Source organism: Devosia sp. P2_G7, from assembly GCF_056403495.1.
Genome location: NZ_JBFUFI010000001.1, coordinates 588663 through 608103, shown reverse-complemented (window position 1 = coordinate 608103; position 19441 = coordinate 588663). Strand labels below are relative to the sequence as shown.

Here is a 19441-nt window from a genome sequence, read left to right as displayed (position 1 = left end):
TCTCCCCCGCACCAACCACTCGTCATGATCTCGCTTCGGTGCAGCGGATGGGTGAGAGAATCGCATGGGTGAGGAGGTGGGGGGATAGAATCGTGCAAGATTCTCGCAACGCCTTGCCCGGCCTCGTGATTGTGGCTCCGCTCACCCCCATCCATCCCCCCGTCAGAGGGGGAGGTGCCGCATCGAGTTTGGGGGCACCATCGAGCTCCACCCACCGGCCGTCATCCCGGCTGGTGGGTGGGCGAGCCTAGGTGCCCTCCGCACACCTCTTGGAATTCTCCTCCGGCAAGGGGAGTGGGCATCAAGCGCAGGGCGGGTGGTGCGGGCAAGGTGATCGTGCTGCCAAGAAGGGCCCTCCCCTCCAGGGGGTTGGGGAGGGCTGCCGGTTTGGGGACCAGCCGCGACCGGGACTGAGGAGGTTTCAGCCGCCGGTCGCGCTTGGGGGGTCCGCCGCAACAGGGGACACAAGCACGATACAGGGCGGATCGTTGCCGCTGCGTGATGTCAACGTGAGCATGGCGGTGTAGCCGAAAGTCGCATGGGTGAGCGCCGCGCCGCGACACGCCCGTGGGCTCCATTCGGCCCATTCAGCCACTGCACGCGACACATCCGTCCCACTGCCCTCTTGCAAATGACTGACCAGTCAGTTATTACGGTACTGACCGAACAGTCATCAAGGTTGACGGAAGATGAACGAGACCGATTCACAACGCGGACCGAAGTTCAGGCGACGCGCCGAGGCGCGGCCGGACGAGGTGCTGGATGCGGCGCTGGAGCTGTTCATCGAGAAGGGGTTCGCCTCGACGCGGGTCGAGGACATCGCCAAGCGGGCGGGGCTGAGCAAGGGGACGGTGTATCTCTACTTTCCGTCCAAGGAAGCGCTGCTGGAAGGGCTGGTTCGGCGGGCGATCCTGCCGATTGCCGATTCGGCGCTGGCGACGCTGCACGACTATGAGGGTGATCCGCGGATCGTGCTCAGCCTGGTGCTGACGATGCTGGCCGGGCGGATCAGCGACCCCAAGATCATCGCCATGCCGAAGCTGATCTTCCGCGAGGCGATGGGCTTTCCGGGGCTGGCGGAAATGTACCGGCGGGAAGTGCTGGACCGGGTCATTCCGGCAGTGGAGGGGCTGGTTCGCCGCGGCATCGAGCAGGGCTACCTGCGGCAGGTCGATCCGAGCCTCACCATCCGGTCGATCATCGGGCCGCTGATGCTGCATGTGGCGATGGCCGAGATCTTCGGGATCATGCCGGAGGGGGGCCTGCATATGGAGAAGCTCGTCGAGAACCACCTGACCATCCTGTTCGACGGGCTCAGCGCCCCGCCGAGCGCCAAGCAGTGGTCGAGCTCGTAAGGAGGCGATGATGGACGGTTTTCTGGCGTGGCTGTTCGGGCTCATCGCCATCGTCATCCCCGGGTTCGGGACCGAGCAGGCGCCGCAATTCAACGGTTATGTCGAGGCGCGCTATGTCTACGCGGCGTCGACGACGGCCGGGCCGATCGAGACAATCTCGGTGCGAGAAGGCGACAGGGTGCTGGAGGGCGACCTGCTGTTCCGGCTCAGGGCGGAGCAGCAGATTGCGCTGCTGCAGGCAGCGGAGGCCCGGGTGGCGGCGGCGGAGGCAGGCCTCAAAAACCTCACCACGGGCGGGCGCGAGGACGAGGTCGACGTGGTGCGGGCGAGTCTGCAGAAGGCCGAGGCCGATCTCAGCCTGGCACGCGATACGTCGGCGCGCAGCGGCAAGCTGTTTGCCCAGGGGCTGATCGCGCAGAGCAAGTACGACCAGGACCGAGCGACGCTGGCGAGCGCCGAGGCGGCGGTGAAGCAGCTCGCGGCGCAGCTGAAGGTGGCGGAACTACCGGCGCGCGATGAACAGCAGCTGCAGGCGGAGGCGAACCTCAGCGCGACACAGGCGGATGCCGAGAAGGCGAATGCCGACCTCGCCGACCGGACGATCACCTCGCCGGCGGCGGGGCGGATCGAGCGGGTGTACTTCGACGCGGGAGAGATCGTTTCGGCGGGAACGCCGGTGATCTCGATCCTGCCGGAGGGGGCGCTGAAGGTGAAGTTCTACGTGCCGGAGACGGTACGGTCCGGGTTCGCGCTGGGCGACAAGGTAGCGGTGAGCTGCGACGGGTGCCCGGATGGGCTGACGGCGACGCTGAGCTATTTCGCGTCGGACCCGCAGTTCACGCCGCCGGTGATCTATTCGCGGACCGAGCGGCAGCGGCTGAGCTTCTTGATCGAGGCGACGCTGGACGACGCGTCGTTGCATCCGGGGCAGCCGGTGACGGTGGAGCGGGTGGAATGACCGAGCCGCTGGTTATCGATGTGCATGGGCTGACCAAGAGTTTCGGGCCGAAGCGGGTGGTCGATCATTTCGATATCCAGGTGCCGAAGGGAGCGATCTACGGGTTTTTGGGGCCGAATGGCTCGGGCAAGACCACGACCATCCGGATGCTCTGCGGGCTTTTGACGCCGGACGAGGGCGAGGGGACTTGCCTCGGGTTCGATGTGCGCAAGCAGGCCGAGCAGATCAAGGAGCAGGTCGGCTACATGACGCAGAAGTTCTCGTATTACGAGGACCTCAGTATCCGCGAGAACCTCGATTTCGTGGCGCGGATGTATCGGCTCGACCGGCGGAAGGAACGGGTGGACCAGGCGTTGGCCGATCTCGGGCTGGCGGACCGGGCGAAGCAACTGGCCGGGTCGCTGTCGGGGGGCTGGAAGCAGCGGCTGGCGCTGGCGGCGTGCCTGCTGCATGAACCGCGGCTGTTGCTGCTCGACGAGCCGACGGCGGGCGTCGACCCCAAGGCGCGGCGGGATTTCTGGGACGAGATCCGGCGGCTCTCGGCGATGGGTGTCACGGTGCTGGTTTCGACCCATTACATGGACGAGGCGGTGCAGTGCGACTTCATCACCTACATCGCCTACGGCAAGAAGCTGATCGACGGACCGTCGGCGAAGATTCCCGAGATGGTGGGGCTCGAGACCTGGCGGGTGGAGGGGCCGGACCTGCCGGCGCTGGAGGATCGACTGAAGGCTGAGCCGGGCGTGGTGCAGGTGGCGCGCTTCGGCACGGTGCTGCACGTGTCGGGGACCGACAAGGCGGCGCTCGAAGCCACCGTCGAGCGGCTGAAGGCGGAGGGGACGCATCGCTGGAGCCTGCAGGTGGCGGGGCTCGAGGAGGCGTTCATCTACCTGATGACGGGGGCACGAGATAACTTTGCCGGCGACGCCGGACAGGTCGCGGCATGAACGCGGTGTTCTCGTTCAGGCGCTTCGGCGCGGTGCTCTACAAGGAGTTCATCCAGATGCGGCGCGACCGCATCACTTTCGGGATGATGATCGGACTGCCGATCATCCAGCTGTTCCTGTTCGGGTTTGCCATCAACTCCGACCCGCGCAACCTGCCGACGCTGGTGGAGATGGGCGACAATGGACCGCTGAGCCGGGCGGTGATCGCCGGGATGCAGAACTCGTCGTATTTCGCTTTCAAGGGTGCCGTGGCCGGGATCGGCGAGGGCGAGGAGGCGCTGCGGCGGGGCGAGGCGAACTTCGTGGTGGTGATCCCCGAGGATTTCGAGCGCGACGTGGTGCGCGGCAATAAGCCGGAGATTTTGGTGGCGGCCGATGCGTCAGACCCATCGGCGACGGGCGGGGCGGTGGCGGCGTTGTCGGGGATCGTCAATGTGGCGATTGCCGAGACGCTGACGGGGCCGCTGGCGCAGCAGGCGGGATCGGCGCCGTTCGCGATGGTGGTGCATCGCGAGTACAACCCGGAGGGCAAGACCTCGACCAATATCGTGCCGGGACTCTTGGCGATCATCCTGTCTATGACGATGGTGATGATCACGGCGGTGGCGATCGTCAAGGAGAGCGAGCGCGGCACGATGGAAATGCTGATCGCGACGCCGGTGAAGCCGCTCGAGGTGATGCTGGGCAAGATCCTGCCCTATGTGTTCGTCGGCTATGTGCAGACGGCGGTGTTCCTCGCGGCGGCGAGCCTGATCTTCGGGGTGCCGTTCGAGGGGAGCGTGTGGGCGTTCTTTTTGGGGTTCAACCTGTTCATCGTGGTGAACCTGGCGCTGGGATTTTTGATCTCGACGGCGGCGCGGAGCCAGATGCAGGCGATGCAGCTGAGCTTTTTCACGATTTTGCCGTCGATCCTGCTCTCGGGATTCATGTTCCCGTTCGCCGGCATGCCCGGCTGGGCGCAGTTCATCGGGCAGGCGGTGCCGGCGACGCATTTCCTGCGGGTGGTGCGGAAGGTCATGCTGAAGGGCGGCGAGGTGGCCGACGTGACGGGAGAGCTCTGGGCGCTGGTGGTGATCCTCGTGGTGATCTCGGGGATCGCGATGCTCAGGTATCGGCAGACGCTGGACTAGCCGTATCATCACGGCTCGCCTATCTGACTGGGCGAACAATGGAGTGATGCGATGAAGGCCGTGGTGTTCGAGGAATTCGGCAGCCCGAGGAAAGTGCTGAGGCTGGTGGAGCGGCCGACGCCGGAGCCCGGGCCGGGGCAGGTTCGTGTCAAGCTGGTGCTGTCGCCGATCCATAACCACGACCTGATGATCGTCACCGGGCATTATGGGTACAAGCCGCAGCTGCCGCATGTGCCGGGGACCGAGGCGCTGGGCGTGGTCGACAAGCTGGGCGATGGCGTGACCAACCTCAAGGTTGGACAGCGGGTGACCGGCGGGGCGAGTGCGGCTTGGGCCGAGTATTATCTCGCCAATGCGCAGTCGCTGGTGCCGGTACCGGATGGGGTAGACGAGGCGACCGCGTGCCAGCTGGTATCGATGCCGCTGAGCGCATGGCGGCTGCTGGGTGAACTCGAGGTCGAGGCGGGCGACTGGATCGTGCAGAACGCGGCGAATGGCGCGGTGGGCAAGATCATCGCCAAGCTCGCGGCGGAGCGGGGCGTGCGGGTGCTGAATATTGTGCGGCGCGAGGAGGCGGTGGCCGAGCTCGCCGCCGAGGGGATCGGCGATGCCGTGTCGAGCGAGCACGCGGACTGGCAGGACCGAGCGCGGGCGATCACCGGCGGGGCGCCGATCAAGCGGGCGCTGGATTCGGTGGCGGGCCGGGCTTCGGACGAGCTGATGGACCTCGTGGCCGAGGAGGGCTGGCTGATCTCGTTCGGGGCGCTGAGCGGCCGGCCGGTGCAGCTCAACCCGGATAACCTGCTGTTCAAGCGCGCGGTGGTGAAGGGGTTTTGGGCCGCAAAACCCTCGACCTTCCACACGCCGGAGCAGATCCGCGCGGCGATCGTCGAGTTCGTCGGCAAGGCGGCGCGGGGCGAGCTGAAGCTGCCGATCGCCGAGGTGTTCTCGCTCGAGCAGGCGGCGGAAGCGGCGGAGGCCAGCAACGAGAAGGGCCGGCAGGGAAAGATCGCGATCCGGGGGAGCTGACGTGATCGTCTGGATCGCGTCGTTTCCGCGCTCGGGCAATGTGCTGAGCTGGTTGCGGCCCGAGGCGGGCAATCGGCTGGTGCTGCGATATGAGACGCTGATCGGCGAGCCAATTAGCGCCGTGACTGCAGCGATGGCGTCGCTGGTGCCGGAGATGCTTCCGCAGGGAGGCGAGGCGCCGATTCTGGTCGCGGCCGGAGAATGCCGCCGCGATGGCGATGCTTGGATGGTCCGACGCCTAGCTGCGATTGAGCGCTTCGGCTCGATCAGCGATGACGCCTCCTGCTAGAGGCCCAGCGCGCGGTTTACTTCGGCGAACAGGCGTTCGTCGGGCCAGTAGTTGTCCTGCAGCCATTGTTCTGACTTGCGGACCTCTTCGAGATTGCGGGCGACCCAGCCGATGCGCAGTGCGGTGCAGATCTTGCCGGTGGAGTGGCGGTACATCGCGGCCATGGTCTCGAAGACGCGCTTCGAGTGGCCATAGGTGTTGAGTTTGGCCCAGCCGACCTTGGGTTCGGCCCAATCGGATGAGGGCAGCAGGACGCGCGGGACCGGGTAAGCCTCACAGGCGGCGAGCAGGCGGGCGGCGTCGATGACCGCCTGGTAGTGCACCGCGTCCGGGGCATCGACGTCGGGCGAGGTGGCGACGTGGATGACGGCCTCGGCATTGGCGAGGGCATCGCGGACGGACGGCGCGTCGTAGTCGATGGTCGCGATGTCGGCGACGATCTCGGCACCGGCGACGCGGTCGATGCCGATGGCGCTGGGGAACAGGCGGCGGAGGCGCCGGCCGACATTACCCTCGGAGCCGATGATCACGGCTCTCATGCAGTGAGGCCGAACATCTGGTCCTGGCGCTGGCGCAGGGCGTAGAGGCGGGTGGATTGGTCGGGGAGGGCGTTGGCGCGGGTGAGGAGCTGGCCCTTCTTTACCGGGGCGGTGACCTTGCCGCCTTCGAGGAGGCCGACCGGTACAGCGTGCTGGCGGCGGGCGTCTTCGACGGTCAAAATGAAGCTGCGGTAGCAGGTTTCGCCGATGGCATCGAAGGTTTCGCCGACGGCGAGGTCGCGCTTGGCGACGGCGCAGACTTCGGCGACGGGGTTAGGCATCGGCACCATGTCGGGGCGACCGTAGAGCATGATGCGGGCGGCCGTCAGCGGCACCTCGAGCGAGGTCAGGTGGTAGGGGCGGAAGAAGGCGTAGTAGGGGCCCTTGCCGACATGCAGATCGTCCATGCGCTCGATGATGCGAGGGTGCTCGGCCTCGACGATGACGAAGACGCCGGGGGCGACGCCCTTACCGATAGTGAAATCGACGACGCCCTTCTTGTTGAGGATGCCGCCATCGGCCTTGGGGATCAGTACCTTCACCATCTCGTCGCGGTCGGCCTTGGGGCCGTGCATGCCCGGGACATCGGGGACGAGGCCGGTGGCGTTGGCGATGCAGGCCATCTCCACCATGGTCTTTGAGCCATCGACGAACTCGACCAGCATGCGCGGGTTCATGTTCCGGCGGATCGCTTCTTCGCGATAGTCGTCGGGAACCGCGTCGTGATTGAGCGGGTTGTTCTTGCCCTTGCCGGCGGAGACGACGCGGTAGCCGAGCGCCGAGGCGAACTCGATCAGCTCCATGCAGCTTGAGGGTTCGTCGCCGGCGCCGACGGAGTAGATAACGCCGAGGCGGTCGGCCTCGTGCTTCAGATAGGGGCCGATGGTGACGTCGGCCTCGACGTTCATCATCACGAGGTGCTTGCCGTGCTCCATCGCGGTCAGACAGTAGTCGGCGGCGACGCCGGGCTTGCCGGTGGCATCGATCACGACGTCGATCAGCGGGTTTTTGACCAGCGTCTCGGCGGAGGTGACGGCCATCTTGCCAGCCTCGATGGCGGCGGTGACCTTGGAATCGGTATCGGCTTCGACGGCGTGGGCGTCGTCGCCATAGGCGATGGCCATGGCGGCGCGGGCGGTGTGCGGCCGGCGAGTGGCGATCGCCGCCACTTCGATGCCCTGCATCAGCCCGCCCTGGGTGACGAGATCGGTGCCCATTTCGCCCGAGCCGATGACGCCGATGCGGATGGGTTTTCCAGAGTCGGCGCGCGCCTTGAGATCGCGCGCGATACCGGTCAGATGCACATTGGTGAGCGAGGTGGGGATGTTGGCCTTCATGACGGGCTGCTCTATCACTCACTCGGAAACATGGGAACACACGTATGACCGGCCAGCTCGATGTGATCCGCGAAGGGCACCTGGGGATCATTGCGCTCAACCGCCCGGAAGCGATCAACGCGCTCAGCCTCGAGATGATCGACGGGATCACCCGGGCGCTGGAGCAGTGGGCCGACGACGACGGGATCCGGCTGGTGCTGTTCGAGGGGCGGGGGCCGCGCGGTTTCTGCTCGGGCGGCGATGTGCGGGCGGTGCGGCAGGCGGTGCTCGACGGGCAGCCGGAGGTGGCGGATGCGTTCTTTGCCGCCGAGTACCGGATGAACGGCGTGATCGCACGTTATCCGAAGCCGCTCGTGGCGCTGACGCATGGCGTGGTGATGGGCGGTGGGATCGGGATTGCCGGGCACTGCGCGTTCCGGTTCACCACCAGCGAGGCGCGGTTCGCCATGCCCGAGGCGGCAATCGGCTTTGTCTGCGACGTGGGGGTGAACTTCATTCTCGGCAAGGCACCGGCGCACCGGGCGCTGGCTTTCGCGATGACCGGGGTGCCGGTGGGGGCGGGGGATGCGCTGGCGCTTGGGCTGACCGATTGCGCGATCGATCCCGCGCGGTTCGATGCAGTGCGGGCAGGGATTGTTGCGGCGGCCGGTGTGGCGCGGGTCGAGGCGGCGCTCGGGGCGTTGATGCAGGCGGAGATGGCGCCGGTGGGCGAGGCTGTGCTGTGCGCTGCGGCCGACCGGCATGAGGGGCTCGACTGGACGGATGCCGAGGCGATCGTCGGGAAGGCAGGGCGGGAGCCGCTGCTGGCGCAGTTGACGTTGCGCTCGCCGACCAGTCTTGTGGCCATTCTCGAGAGCCACCATGCGGCGCGGCGGATGGTCGACGTCGTCGCGGTGCTTGCGGCAGACCTGCGGCTGGCACGGCTGCTGGCGCGGCTGCCGGACTTCGCCGAAGGGGTCCGCGCGGTGCTGGTGGACAAGGACCAAAAACCCGAGTGGCGCCCCAAGTCGCTGGACGGCGTCGACCGGGCTTCGATCCGGGCGGTAATCGGCGTCGGGTAAGTCCTGAAAGCGCCCGAACTTAGCACTTCCTAAACCGTTCCATCGGATGCTGGCGCCGGGCAGAAGTCCATGGGGGCAGCCAAGTAGATGGCTCAGGCACGCAGCAAAACCATCGCCTTGCCGGCGATCGTCGATCTCGACGCGCTCGATCCGATTCGCGACGAATTGGTCGATGCCATCGATTCCGGGCCGGTTGCGGTCTCCGGGGCGGCGATCGAGCGGGTGGCGACCAATGCGCTGTTCCTGCTGCTGAGTGCCGCCGAAACCGCCCGCCGCAACAATTTCGCATTTTCGGTCACCGCGCCCAGCGAGGCGTTCCGGCTGGCCGTTTCGCGGCTGGGGCTCACTGGCCCGTTCGCCGCGATCATGGAAGGGTAATCATGCGTGTACTGACGGTCGACGACTCTAGAACCATCCTTGCGATGCTGCACCATACGCTCAGCAATGCGGGCTTCGAGGTGCTGCAGGCCGAGGACGGCCAGAAGGGCCTCGACGTGCTCAAGAACGAGAGCGTCGATGTGGTGATCACCGACATCAACATGCCGGTCATGGACGGAATCGAGTTCATCAAGAACGTCCGCGCCTCGGGCATGCACAACTCGCTGCCGATCCTGATCCTCACCACCGAAACCAGCCAGGACAAGCGCGACCAGGGCCGCGCCGCCGGCGGTACTGGCTGGATCGTCAAGCCGTTCGACCCGGAGAAGCTGATCTCGGTGATCCACCGCGTGGTGCACTGAGTTCTGCAAGAGCCTAACCGCCTTCCCGGCAACCCAGAAGGGTTCGTGACTAGCCCATGAGCGACCTCGACGACTTCAAGGCCACCTATTTCGACGAGTGCTCGGAGCTGCTGCTCGAACTTGAAGAGCAGTTCGCCGCCATCGAAGAGGGCGACCGTTCGAGCGACCGGCTGAACGCGGTGTTCCGCGCCATCCACTCGATCAAGGGCGGCGGCGGGGCGTTCGGGTTCCAGGGACTGGTGGGGTTTGCCCACGCCTACGAGACGCTGCTCGACCATGTGCGTGATGGGCGCGTCGAGCTCAGCGAGACGGTGACGGCGCTCTGCATCCGGGCCAACGATATCGTCGCCGACTTCGTCGCTGCGGCCAAGGACGGGACCGAGCTCGAAGCGGGCTACGGGGCCGAGGAAAAGCTGCAGTTCGACACGCTGACCTCGGGCGATCCGGACATGGCCGGCGAGCCGATGGAGGAGTTCGACATCGACTTCGTGCCTGTCATGGTGACCATTGCAGGGGCGGAAGACGAGATCGAGGAAGAGGCGGTGGCCGAGCCGCTGAGCCTCGAAGGGCTCGACGATGCGTTCGAGGCGCCGCCGCTGGCGCCGGAAACCGGGCACTGGACGATCCGCTTCACGCCGCATTCCGAGCTTTATGCGCGGGCCAACGATCCGCTGCTGCTGCTGCGCGAACTGGGGACGCTCGGCGACATGCAGGTGCGGGCGGTGCTCGACGAGATTCCGGCGCTCGCCGATTTCGAGCCGTTCGGGGTCTATTGCAGCTGGGAGATTTCGCTCAGCTCGGAGAGCGCGACCGAGGCGTCGATCGCCGAGGTGTTCGAGTTCGTCGAGGGCAATTGCGACCTGACGATCACACGCGGCACGGCACCGGTGATGGCCGAGGAAGCGCTCGACGCCGAGATCGAGGCGATGCCGTCGTTTGCCGAGCTGATCGACGTGACTGCGGACGAGCCGGAAGCCGAGATTGCGGCAGAGGCGCCAACCGCTGAGCTGCTGAGCTTTGCCGAGCTGGCCGAGAGCATGAAGCCGGCGCTGAAGGCGGCGCCGCCGAAGATGCCGCCGCCGCTGAAGCAGGCGGCACCATCAGAGGATTTTGACGGCGACAACGATCGCCGCTCGGGCGCCGAGGACCGGCGCAACGGGGTGCAATCGATCCGTGTCGACCTCGACAAGATCGACCGCGTGGTCAACATGGTGGGCGAGCTGGTGATCACCCAGTCGATGCTCACCCAGCAGATGGATGAGACGCTCCGGGCGCGCTACCAGGAGCTGGTGCGCGGGCTCGAGGTGCTGGCGCAGACGACGCGCGGGCTGCAGGACTCGGTGATGGCGATCCGAGCGCAGCCGGTGAAGACGGTGTTCAGCCGCATGCCGCGGCTGGTGCGCGAGTTGGCGTCGAAGACCGGCAAGAAGATCCGGCTCGAGACGATCGGCGAGAATACCGAGATCGACAAGACGATCATCGAGCAGCTTTCCGACCCCCTGACCCACATGATCCGCAACTCGGCCGACCACGGCATCGAGAGCCCGGAAAAGCGGCTGGCGGCGGGCAAGAACGAGAGCGGGGCTATCCGGCTGTCGGCCGAACAGGCGGGCGGCAATATTTTGATCGCGGTGGAAGACGATGGCGGCGGCATCAACCGCGAGCGGGTGCTGCAGGTGGCGCGCGACCGTGGCGTGGTGGGGCCGGAGCAGACGCTGAGCGACGAGCAGATCGATCAGCTGATCTTCGCGCCGGGGTTCTCGACCGCTTCGGAGGTCTCCGACATTTCCGGCCGCGGCGTCGGCATGGACGTGGTGCTTTCGAACATCAAGAAGATCGGCGGCTCGGTGCATGTGAAGAGCTGGACCGGCAAGGGCACGCGGATGACGCTGCGCCTGCCGCTGACGCTCGCGGTGCTCGACGTGATGCTGGTGAAGGTGGCGGGCAGCCCTTACGTGATCCCGCTGAGCTCGATCGTCGAGACGATCCAGTGCGCGCGGGCCAATTTCTCCCGCATGCCGACCGGTGGGCAAGTGCTGCAGGTGCGCGGCGAATATGTGCAGGTGGTGGACCTGGCTTCTCGCTTCGAGATGACCACGGACGTCGAGCGCGACAACCGCTTCGTCGTGCTCTGCGAGGCGGAAGGCGGGGTGAAGGTGGCGGTGATCGTCGACGACATCATCGGCCAGCAGCAGGTGGTGATCAAATCGCTGGAGGAGAACTTCCAGTCGATCGAGGGCATCGCCGGCGGCACTATCCTCGGCGACGGCAACGTGGCGCTGATCGTCGACGTGCAGGGTTTGAAATCCGCAACCGCGGCTCACAAGACCGCCGCCTGACGCGGCGCGACCGGACAATTGACGCCGGCCAGGAGGCCGGCAGGAAAGGCAGAAGACCATGGAATCCCTCGCATTCAAGGACGACATCTCCGGCAGCGTCGCGGCTGCCGCCAACTCGCTGCAGCTGATCGCGTTCTCGATCGGCGAGCAGACCTACGGGGTGGAAATCACCACGGTGCGCGAGATCCGCGCCTGGAACGGCGCGACGCCGCTGCCCAATACGCGCGAGTTCGTGCGCGGGGTGATTAACCTGCGCGGTACGATCGTGCCGATCTTCGACCTGCGCGCCCGCTTCGGCGAAGGCGTGACCTCGCCGACCAAGAACCACGTGGTGGTGGTGATGTCGGTGGGCGAGAAGTGGGTGGGGATCCTGGTGGACGCGGTGTCGGACATCCTGACCGTCGCCAAGTCGGACATCCACAACGTGCCCGAGGGCAACTCGATCGACACCGAACTGCTCAACGGCATCGTGACGCACGAGAGCCGCATGGTCGGGCTGATCGACCTGCACGCGGTGGTGTCCGGGGCGAAGATGGACGGCTGAGGCCGGGCTGTCACTGAAGGTTCAAGGCCGTCCGCGAGGGCGGCCTTTTTGTTTTTGAGTCAGTGGAAGTTGCGGCCTGAGGGAAGGGCGGCATAGGTCTCGCGGTCGAGCTGTTCGCGGCGGCGGCGCTCGCCTTCGTCGCGCCCGGGTTGCGGGCCGGAGCGACCTTCGTCGCCGTGCGCCAATATGCCATTGCCGAGATCGAGGCCTTGCGCCAGATCGAGCAGGCTGGGGGTAAAATCGGTGAAACTGCGCGAGACGAGGTGGGTGACGAGGCCCTCGCGCTGCAATTGACCACGCACCGCCAGCAGGCGCGAACCGAGTACGACGCGGCGGTTGTTGTCGAAGGTCTTGTTCCACACGATGATGTTGGCGATCCCCGTCTCGTCCTCGAGCGTCATGAAGATCACGCCGCTCGCCGTCCCCGGCTGCTGACGCACCAGCACGAGGCCGGCAGTTTCGACGATGGCGCCGTTCGGCTTGTCGATCAGGTCAGCGCAGCGCAGCGTGCCGCGGCGGTCGAGTTCGGGGCGGAGGAAGCCCACGGGGTGTCCCTTTAGCGACAGCGACAGCGTCCGGTAGTCGTGCACCACCGATTCACCCGGAGCCATGACCGGCAGGTCGATCTCGGCGTCATCGGGTTTCGAGACCCGCTTGGCGATCGAGAACAGCGGCAGCTGTTCGGAGCCGGCGACGCCGTTCAGCCCGCGGACGATCCACAGCGCCTCGCGGCGGTTTATCCCAAGTGAGCCGAAGGCATCGGCCTCGGCCAGCTTCTCCAGCGTTGCCACCGGGACCCCCGTCCGCACCCAGAGGTCGCGGATCGAGGCATAGCCATCACCGCGGCGGGCGATGATCAGGTTGGCGTGGTCCTGCTTCAGGCCGAGCACCTGCCTCAGGCCCAGCCGGATCGCCTTGGTCGACCAGATGTCGTCGCGCATCTCGGCGTGCTGCTTCATGATCCGCTCGCTCGCCGGGGTGCCGTCCTCCAGCACGTGCAGCCAATCCGAGCGGTTGATGTCGGCTTGCCGCATCTCAACCCCGTGCTCGATGGCATCGCGGACGATCTGCGCCGGCGAGTAAAAGCCCATTGGCTGGCTGTTGAGCAGCGCACATGCGAACACATCGGGGTAGTGGCACTTCATCCAGCACGAGGCATAGACCAAGAGGGCGAACGAGGCGGCGTGGCTTTCGGGGAAGCCATAATCGCCAAAACCCTCGATCTGCGCGAAGCAGCGCCGGGCGAAATCCTCGGCATAGCCGTTGTCCTTCATGCCATTGAGGAACCGGTCCTTGAGCGTATGGATGGTGCCGTTGCGCCGGAACGTCGCCATGGCGCGACGCAGCCGATCGGCTTCGCCCGGGGTGAATCCGGCGGCGACGATGGCGATCTGCATCGCCTGTTCCTGGAACAGCGGAACGCCGTAGGTTCGCTTCATCACCTCGTAGAGGTCGGGTGGCATGGGCTCCACCTTCTCGAGCCCCTGCCGGCGCTTCAGATAGGGATGCACCATGCCGCCCTGGATCGGGCCGGGCCGGACGATGGCGACCTCGATGACGAGATCGTAGAACTCTACCGGCTTCAGCCGCGGCAGCATCGACATCTGCGCCCGGCTTTCGATCTGGAACACGCCGATGGTGTCGGCGCGGTGGGTCATCCGGTAGACCGGCGCCTTGACCACATCGTCGACTTCCTCGGCCATCAGCAGCGGCAGCGTGACATCGCGATCGTAGTGCTGGTGCAGCAACTCGAACGAGCGGCGCAGGCAGGTGAGCATGCCCAGCGCCAGGATATCGACCTTGAGGATGCCGAGCGCGTCGATATCGTCCTTGTCCCACTCGACGATGGTGCGGCTCTCCATCGCCGTTTTCGAAATCGGCACCAGGCTCTCTAGGGAATCGCGGGTGATGACGAAGCCGCCGACATGCTGGCTGAGGTGGCGGGGGAACGATTTCAGCACCGGCACGACGTTGAACATCTGCGTCAGGGTCGGATCGTCAGGATCGAGCCCCAGCATCTTGATGCCCTTGAGGTCGGCGGCGTTGCCCCAGCCCCAATGCAGCTGGTTGAGCGCGCCGATGGTATCGTCGGAAATCCCGAATACCTTGGCGGTCTCGCGGATGGCGCTCTTGGAGCGATAGGAGATGACGGTCGCCGTCAGCCCGGTCCGCTCACCACCGTACTTGCTGTAGACATACTGCATCACCTCTTCGCGCCGCTCGTGCTCGAAATCGACGTCGATATCCGGTGGTTCGTCGCGTTCGGTTGAGAGGAAGCGGCCGAACACCAGCTTGACCTTGGTGGGGTCGACTTCGGTCACTCCCAGGCAATAGCAGACTGCTGAATTGGCGGCCGAGCCGCGCCCCTGGCAGAGGATTTTCAGCTTATGCCGGGCGTAGCGGACAACGTCCTCGACAGTGAGGAAGTAGGATGCGTAGCCTTTGTAGGCGATAAGGCAAAGTTCGCTCCAAAGACTGCGTTTGACCGTATCGGGAACTCCTTCGGGATAGCGATCGCGCGCGCCCTCCCAGGTCAGGCGCTCCAGTGTCTCCTGTGCCGTCTCGCCGTTGCCGATGGTTTCAGTCGGATAGTTGTACTTCAGCTGGTCGAGGCTGAAGCCGATGCGGTTCAGCAGCAGCTGCGTTTGCGCGATGGCATCGGGATGCTCAGAGAACAGCCGGGTCATTTCGGTCGGCGGCTTCAGGTGTCGCTCGGCATTCTGCTGCAGCCGGCGCCCGGCGGTCTCGAGCGTCAGGTGCTCGCGGATGCAGGTCACCACGTCCTGAACGATCTTGCGGTTGGGCTCGTGGTAGAGCACGTCATTGACGGCCAGCATCGGCACGCCGGCGTCCGCTGCCATCGCGGCCAGCCGGTTGAGTCTGGCCCGGTCGGTGCCCTTGAAGGTTGCCGCTGCAGCCAGCCAGACATTGCCCGGACTGAGCTTTGCCAGCCGCTCGAGCACGACGCCGGAATGCTCCCAGCGCGTCTCGTCGCAATGGAGGATCAGCAACTGGCCTTCGATGAAGTCTTCGAGGTCGGAGAAGCGGATGACGCACTTGCCCTTCTCGCTCTCCTTCCCGAGGTTGCCGCGGCTCAGCAGGCGGCAAAGCCGGCCATAGGCCTCACGGTCAGAGGGATAGGCGACGATATCGGGGGTATCATCGGCAAAGCAGAGCCGGACGCCGACGACGTAGCGGAAGTCGGGTGCCTTGTCCTTGAGGTCGCGGTGGGCAACGTAGCCGCGCACCACGCCGGCAAAGCTGTTGCGATCGCAGATCCCGACGCCACTCAGACCCAGCGCGATGGCGGCCGAGACCAGCTCCTCCGGATGCGAACCGCTTCTCAGGAACGAGAAGTTGGACGTCACCATCAGTTCGGCATAGCTGGGGCGGGTCATGCGAAGAACCCGTGCATGAACCAGCGCGGCGCTTCGGCGGCGCCATAGAGCCCGATGCGGAAGATCCAGAACCGCCGGCCGCCGTCATCCTCGATGACGTAGTAGTCGCGGACGGTGGTCAGTGGGTCGAACGCCGCGAGCGCGGAAACGTGTTCCGGCTCCTTTGGCTTCTGTTTGTCCGACTTGGGGTCGTCGCGCGGGTCGCGCTTCTTGCTGCCCCGCTCTGGCGGTTCCAGCACCTCAAGATTCTTGCCCGAACGCCACCACTCGGCCTCGATCCGCTCCGGCCCCGATGCCTTGAGGATGCGGTAGGCGATGCGCCGCCAGATGATCCGCATCGGCGGGCCATGCGGCACCTCCGCTATCACGTTGATCGGCTCTGGATTGGGCAGTAGCCGGAGCGGTCTTCGCAGTTCGGGATCAGGAAGAGCTTCCGGATCTTCCTCGGTTTGAGCGATTACAGGCTCCAGCTTCGCTGCCCGCTCGGGGATGTGGGTGTTGACGAACTTCGAGCGGGTGAGTGCCAGGGGGCCGAGCCGGCTCGTCATGCGATCATATAGTCGGTCGAGGTCCTGCGCCCCATCGCGCACTTCGAACGCCCCGAGCTGGATGCTCTGCACCTCCGACAACGAACTGGCCGCCAGCCGGATCATGTCGATGCCGAAGCCGGCATCGTACTCGCCTTCGAGCCGCTCCGACCGGTGCACGAACAGCTGGGCGATGTGGTTGGGATCTCGCGTTGCCCGGCCGGCATTGATGGTGAGGTTCATCACCTTGTGGTCGACCCGGTAGAGCAGCAGGTGGAAGGTCTGCGCCCCCAGCCCCTCGGACTCGAGGCGCAGGCCGAGCTGGATGGCGAGATCGCGGGCCGTCATCAGCACGTCGTCCATGTAGCCAACGGGTTCGGCGAAGCGGCGCTCGGCATAATATTCGGCGATCGGCAGACGCGGCGTGATCCGCTCTTCGATCCGGCCCAGCGCCTGGTCGAGCCTGAGGATCAGCGATTCCCCGAACCGGGCCTGCAGTGCCCGCCGATCCCGGTCATAGAGCTGCCCGATGGTCTTGAGCCCCATCTGGTTGAGTCCCGAGACCTGCGCCTCTTCGAGCCGCAAGCCGACGATTGGCAGGGTGGCGAGCGCCGCTTCGGTCTCACCCTTGGGAATGACGCTGCCGGGTGAGAAATGCGCCAAGGCCCAGGCCGCCCCAACCGTATCGGCGATGGCGCCAGAGACGGTGAAACCCAGGGTGCGCAGCCGGTTGACCAGCACTTCCAGCATTTTTGCCTCGCCGCCAAACAGGTGGGCGACCCCGGTGATGTCGAGGACCAGGTCACCGTAGGGCGCCGCCGCCGAGTGAACGGCGACAATCGGGCTGGCGTTGGAGTGCCAATCGGCAAAATCGGCGAAGACCTGCTCGATATAGGCCCGGTCGATCTCGCGGACTTCGAGTTCCGGCACCAGCGCGCGAGCGTCCGACAGGTTCTGTCCGGATGTCAGGTTTGCCTTCGCCGCCGCGGCATCCACCGCGGCGAGACGCATGGCGCCCTTCTGCTTCTCCCACAGGGCCAGCGGGCGGGTCGAGCGGGCGAGCGCCGGATCAGCCCGCCTGAGACAGTCGGTCGCCCAGCGTGGTAACGACAGGGCGAGATGGCGGCGCCGTTCGGTGAACAGCAGCTCCGGTGCGGCGTTCGGGTTCGACTGAAACGAAACCATTTTCTGTCCAGTCCACAAGCATGTTCTTGCCTTCGGCTCGTTGCGTCTTGTCGCCGAGCCGGCCTTTTTCGATCTCGATCTGGAAGCGGGGCGGGCCGGGTGCGCGCGGATCGAACGCCACCTCACCGCTCATTGCCGGCGAAACCCGCCAGCGCAGTTTTGCTGCGCTCGCCTCGCGTCCCCGGCCGTAGCGGATGAGGAACGCCGAGGTGCCGGCCGCAGCTGCACGGAGGCTCAATCGGCGCGACACGGTGAAATCGAGTGCCTTGGGGTGACTTGCGAGATCGGCGATGACCCCGGCGACCGCACGGCAGGCAATTGCTTCCTCCATTGCCCAGAGCAGCTCGGTTACGCTCTCGATCCGGCCGATCACCAACCGCGCCGGATCGATGCCGAACTGCTGGAGCCCCGCGCCATAAGGCAGCCCCAGCTCCTGGCCTTCACCTACCAGCTGCAGGTAGAGGATCGCCTGCCGTTCGGTGGTCAGCAGCTGCCGGGCGAGCCCGAAGGCGAAGCCCAGCGCGGCGCCGCTCTGGCGCTGCTCGTCGGCAAACACCTCGTGCAGCAGTCCATTGGGTGCGACGAGCAGCTCCAGCGGATCGGCAAGCTCCGGCTCGTCATTGGCAGCCTTTCCCAGCCCCTCCGCCACCATCGCTGCGCCTTTCGCCAGCAGCGGGCGCTTTTCCAGGGCGGCGATTTTCAGTCGTAGGGCGTCGAGATCGTGGCGTGCGAGGCCCGGCATCTGAGCCTCCCTGTTGTCAGTAATTAGAACAAATAGGGAACACCAGAGTCCGGTCGAGAGTCAAGCAGAAGAGTCAGCACACGCCGTGCTCACATCCTCGCGCTGCGGCACGCGGGCACTTTCGCGATTGGGCGGGAGTGCCTATCTTCCGTCGACCCACCCAAGGACTCCTCCCATGTTCGATGCGCTGCGCTCCATCTTCCAGAGACCCGATGCCACTGTGCTCAGCATGGAGCCGAAGCTGGCGGTGGCGGCGTTGCTGGTGCATCTGGCGGCGATCGACGGCAGTGTCAGCGAGGCCGAGCGGCAGGCGCTCGAGGGCACGCTGATGGATTATTACGGGCTCGGCGAGGACGAGGTGCGCAAGCTGATCGTCGAGGCGACCAAGCGGGACCAGGAATCGGTGGATTTCTACCGCTTCACTTCGGCGCTGAGTTCACTGGACGATAGCGAGAAGATCGAGATCATCCGGATGATGTGGCAGGTGGTGTTCGCCGACAAGCGCAACCACGAGCTCGAGGACAACATGGTATGGCGCATCGCCGAGCTGATCGGGGTGTCGTCGCGCGACCGCACGGTGCTGCGCAACCAGATGGCGCGGGCTTGAACCAGCTCAAAGGACGTTGCCGCTTTCGCGGGAATGACCCGGTGGTTGTCGGTTAGCTGAGGACCGGCGAGGCACTCAGGATGGGCCTCGGCCTTTGCCGGGCAGACGCGTTGGTGCGGGGCGCCTAGCGCTTCCAGGCTTCGAACTTGCCGACATATTCGGGCTCGCTCTTCTCGCAGTCGAAATCCTTTGCCTTCTCGTCGGCGGTTTTGCGGGCGAGGGCGTTGGCGTCGGGGTTGGCGAGGGCGTCGATATAGGCGATGTGGCAGGTGGCGCCGGGGGTGACTTTGGTGACGACCAGCACCTGGCCCTCGGGTTTGCCCTCTTCACCCTGGGTGAAGAAGCGGAGGATGGTGGCGAAGGGCTTGAAGTAGCCTTCGGCGTTGGAGACGCGCCACTCGATCTTGTCGCCCAGGTGGTTGAATGGGTTGAGGGTCTGCTCGGCAGCCTTCTCGGTGGTGGAGGTGAGGCCGTAGGAGACGAACATCCGCAGGTCGCCTTCGGTGACCATGACCGGGATGCCCTTGAGGCCGAGGCAAGCCCACATGGTGCCGAAGTCATCGGACTCGATCACCGTGCAATCGACGTTGAGGTTGAGGTCGGTGTAGCTCGATTCGATCTGCTGGGCGCTGGCCGAGCCGGCCCAACCGATGCAAGCGACATAAAGCGCACTGGCGAAAATGCGTCCGATCACGGCAATACCTCCTCAATACG

The 19441-nt window shown here is 65.6% G+C and carries 18 protein-coding genes; 12 read left to right on the top strand and 6 right to left on the bottom strand.

Annotation, left to right across the window (positions count from 1 at the left end):
- Nucleotides 1-689: 689 nt before the first annotated feature.
- Genes AC1DWU_RS03130 through AC1DWU_RS03105 form a run of 6 tightly spaced genes read left to right on the top strand, consistent with a single transcriptional unit; the run spans nucleotide 690 to nucleotide 5708 of the window.
- Complete coding sequence (locus AC1DWU_RS03130; protein WP_477148493.1) at nucleotides 690-1355, top strand: TetR/AcrR family transcriptional regulator; 666 nt, start codon at nucleotides 690-692, stop codon at nucleotides 1353-1355.
- A gap of 10 nt (nucleotides 1356-1365) precedes the next feature.
- A complete protein-coding gene (locus AC1DWU_RS03125) occupies nucleotides 1366-2313 on the top strand; it encodes an HlyD family secretion protein (protein ID WP_477148492.1) in 948 nt (315 codons plus the stop codon).
- Entirely contained in the window at nucleotides 2310-3260 is a 951-nt protein-coding gene (locus AC1DWU_RS03120; RefSeq protein WP_477148491.1) for an ABC transporter ATP-binding protein, read from the top strand. Before AC1DWU_RS03125 ends, AC1DWU_RS03120 begins: the two co-directional genes overlap by 4 nt.
- Nucleotides 3257-4390, top strand: coding sequence for an ABC transporter permease (locus AC1DWU_RS03115; protein WP_477148490.1), 1134 nt, complete (start codon nucleotides 3257-3259; stop codon nucleotides 4388-4390). The genes AC1DWU_RS03120 and AC1DWU_RS03115 overlap by 4 nt, the downstream gene beginning before the upstream one ends.
- 51 nt (nucleotides 4391-4441) lie before the next feature.
- Nucleotides 4442-5419, top strand: a complete 978-nt coding sequence (locus AC1DWU_RS03110) for a zinc-binding dehydrogenase (protein ID WP_477148489.1) — start codon at nucleotides 4442-4444, stop codon at nucleotides 5417-5419.
- Between the two features lies 1 nt (nucleotide 5420).
- Nucleotides 5421-5708, top strand: coding sequence for a hypothetical protein (locus AC1DWU_RS03105; RefSeq protein WP_477148488.1), 288 nt, complete (start codon nucleotides 5421-5423; stop codon nucleotides 5706-5708).
- On the opposite strand, the gene AC1DWU_RS03100 is transcribed toward AC1DWU_RS03105, so the two are convergent.
- Entirely contained in the window at nucleotides 5705-6247 is a 543-nt protein-coding gene (locus AC1DWU_RS03100) for an NAD-dependent epimerase/dehydratase family protein (protein ID WP_477148487.1), read from the bottom strand. The genes AC1DWU_RS03105 and AC1DWU_RS03100 overlap by 4 nt on opposite strands.
- Nucleotides 6244-7584, bottom strand: a complete 1341-nt coding sequence (locus AC1DWU_RS03095) for an NAD(P)H-dependent oxidoreductase (protein WP_477148486.1) — start codon at nucleotides 7582-7584, stop codon at nucleotides 6244-6246. The genes AC1DWU_RS03100 and AC1DWU_RS03095 overlap by 4 nt, the downstream gene beginning before the upstream one ends.
- A gap of 44 nt (nucleotides 7585-7628) precedes the next feature.
- Between AC1DWU_RS03095 and AC1DWU_RS03090 the strand changes: the two genes are divergently transcribed.
- The 5 genes from AC1DWU_RS03090 to AC1DWU_RS03070 all read left to right on the top strand — a co-directional run bounded on the left by AC1DWU_RS03090 (nucleotide 7629) and on the right by AC1DWU_RS03070 (nucleotide 12268).
- The gene (locus AC1DWU_RS03090) at nucleotides 7629-8645 is read left to right on the top strand and encodes an enoyl-CoA hydratase/isomerase family protein (protein WP_477148485.1); all 1017 of its coding nucleotides are present in this window, start codon (nucleotides 7629-7631) and stop codon (nucleotides 8643-8645) included.
- An 87-nt stretch (nucleotides 8646-8732) separates the two neighbouring features.
- Nucleotides 8733-9023: an STAS domain-containing protein gene (locus AC1DWU_RS03085; protein ID WP_477148484.1), complete on the top strand. Its 291-nt coding sequence runs from the start codon at nucleotides 8733-8735 to the stop codon at nucleotides 9021-9023.
- 2 nt (nucleotides 9024-9025) lie between these two features.
- On the top strand, nucleotides 9026-9385 hold the full coding sequence (locus AC1DWU_RS03080; protein WP_055874686.1) for a response regulator: 360 nt from the start codon (nucleotides 9026-9028) through the stop codon (nucleotides 9383-9385).
- A 56-nt stretch (nucleotides 9386-9441) separates the two neighbouring features.
- Nucleotides 9442-11724, top strand: coding sequence for a chemotaxis protein CheW (locus AC1DWU_RS03075; protein ID WP_477148483.1), 2283 nt, complete (start codon nucleotides 9442-9444; stop codon nucleotides 11722-11724).
- 58 nt (nucleotides 11725-11782) lie between these two features.
- Entirely contained in the window at nucleotides 11783-12268 is a 486-nt protein-coding gene (locus AC1DWU_RS03070; protein WP_477148482.1) for a chemotaxis protein CheW, read from the top strand.
- Between the two features lie 59 nt (nucleotides 12269-12327).
- Here the strand turns inward: AC1DWU_RS03070 and AC1DWU_RS03065 are convergent, their stop codons facing one another.
- The 3 genes from AC1DWU_RS03065 to AC1DWU_RS03055 are packed head-to-tail and all read right to left on the bottom strand — an operon-like array spanning nucleotide 12328 to nucleotide 18120.
- Nucleotides 12328-15666, bottom strand: a complete 3339-nt coding sequence (locus AC1DWU_RS03065; RefSeq protein ID WP_477148481.1) for an error-prone DNA polymerase — start codon at nucleotides 15664-15666, stop codon at nucleotides 12328-12330.
- Nucleotides 15663-17378 (bottom strand): Y-family DNA polymerase, encoded by a 1716-nt coding sequence (locus tag AC1DWU_RS03060; RefSeq protein ID WP_477148480.1) that lies wholly within the window; start codon nucleotides 17376-17378, stop codon nucleotides 15663-15665. Before AC1DWU_RS03060 ends, AC1DWU_RS03065 begins: the two co-directional genes overlap by 4 nt.
- Nucleotides 17263-18120 carry an ImuA family protein gene (locus AC1DWU_RS03055; protein ID WP_477148479.1) on the bottom strand — a complete coding sequence of 286 codons (858 nt, stop codon included), beginning with the start codon at nucleotides 18118-18120 and terminating at the stop codon, nucleotides 17263-17265. The genes AC1DWU_RS03060 and AC1DWU_RS03055 overlap by 116 nt, the downstream gene beginning before the upstream one ends.
- Before the next feature lie 175 nt (nucleotides 18121-18295).
- Between AC1DWU_RS03055 and AC1DWU_RS03050 the strand changes: the two genes are divergently transcribed.
- Nucleotides 18296-18727: a tellurite resistance TerB family protein gene (locus tag AC1DWU_RS03050; RefSeq protein ID WP_477148478.1), complete on the top strand. Its 432-nt coding sequence runs from the start codon at nucleotides 18296-18298 to the stop codon at nucleotides 18725-18727.
- 124 nt (nucleotides 18728-18851) lie between these two features.
- Here the strand turns inward: AC1DWU_RS03050 and AC1DWU_RS03045 are convergent, their stop codons facing one another.
- Nucleotides 18852-19421, bottom strand: coding sequence for a hypothetical protein (locus tag AC1DWU_RS03045; RefSeq protein WP_477148477.1), 570 nt, complete (start codon nucleotides 19419-19421; stop codon nucleotides 18852-18854).
- Nucleotides 19422-19441: the final 20 nt, after the last annotated feature.

Bases quoted from the DNA above. Each gene is read 5' to 3' on its own strand.
- AC1DWU_RS03130 (WP_477148493.1), top strand. From the start codon at position 690: ATGAACGAGACCGATTCACAACGCGGACCGAAGTTCAGGCGACGCGCC.
- AC1DWU_RS03125 (WP_477148492.1), top strand. From the start codon at position 1,366: ATGGACGGTTTTCTGGCGTGGCTGTTCGGGCTCATCGCCATCGTCATC.
- AC1DWU_RS03120 (WP_477148491.1), top strand. From the start codon at position 2,310: ATGACCGAGCCGCTGGTTATCGATGTGCATGGGCTGACCAAGAGTTTC.
- AC1DWU_RS03115 (WP_477148490.1), top strand. From the start codon at position 3,257: ATGAACGCGGTGTTCTCGTTCAGGCGCTTCGGCGCGGTGCTCTACAAG.
- AC1DWU_RS03110 (WP_477148489.1), top strand. From the start codon at position 4,442: ATGAAGGCCGTGGTGTTCGAGGAATTCGGCAGCCCGAGGAAAGTGCTG.
- AC1DWU_RS03100 (WP_477148487.1), bottom strand. From the start codon at position 6,247: ATGAGAGCCGTGATCATCGGCTCCGAGGGTAATGTCGGCCGGCGCCTC.
- AC1DWU_RS03095 (WP_477148486.1), bottom strand. From the start codon at position 7,584: ATGAAGGCCAACATCCCCACCTCGCTCACCAATGTGCATCTGACCGGT.
- AC1DWU_RS03090 (WP_477148485.1), top strand. From the start codon at position 7,629: ATGACCGGCCAGCTCGATGTGATCCGCGAAGGGCACCTGGGGATCATT.
- AC1DWU_RS03085 (WP_477148484.1), top strand. From the start codon at position 8,733: ATGGCTCAGGCACGCAGCAAAACCATCGCCTTGCCGGCGATCGTCGAT.
- AC1DWU_RS03080 (WP_055874686.1), top strand. From the start codon at position 9,026: ATGCGTGTACTGACGGTCGACGACTCTAGAACCATCCTTGCGATGCTG.
- AC1DWU_RS03075 (WP_477148483.1), top strand. From the start codon at position 9,442: ATGAGCGACCTCGACGACTTCAAGGCCACCTATTTCGACGAGTGCTCG.
- AC1DWU_RS03070 (WP_477148482.1), top strand. From the start codon at position 11,783: ATGGAATCCCTCGCATTCAAGGACGACATCTCCGGCAGCGTCGCGGCT.
- AC1DWU_RS03065 (WP_477148481.1), bottom strand. From the start codon at position 15,666: ATGACCCGCCCCAGCTATGCCGAACTGATGGTGACGTCCAACTTCTCG.
- AC1DWU_RS03060 (WP_477148480.1), bottom strand. From the start codon at position 17,378: ATGGTTTCGTTTCAGTCGAACCCGAACGCCGCACCGGAGCTGCTGTTC.
- AC1DWU_RS03055 (WP_477148479.1), bottom strand. From the start codon at position 18,120: ATGCCGGGCCTCGCACGCCACGATCTCGACGCCCTACGACTGAAAATC.
- AC1DWU_RS03050 (WP_477148478.1), top strand. From the start codon at position 18,296: ATGTTCGATGCGCTGCGCTCCATCTTCCAGAGACCCGATGCCACTGTG.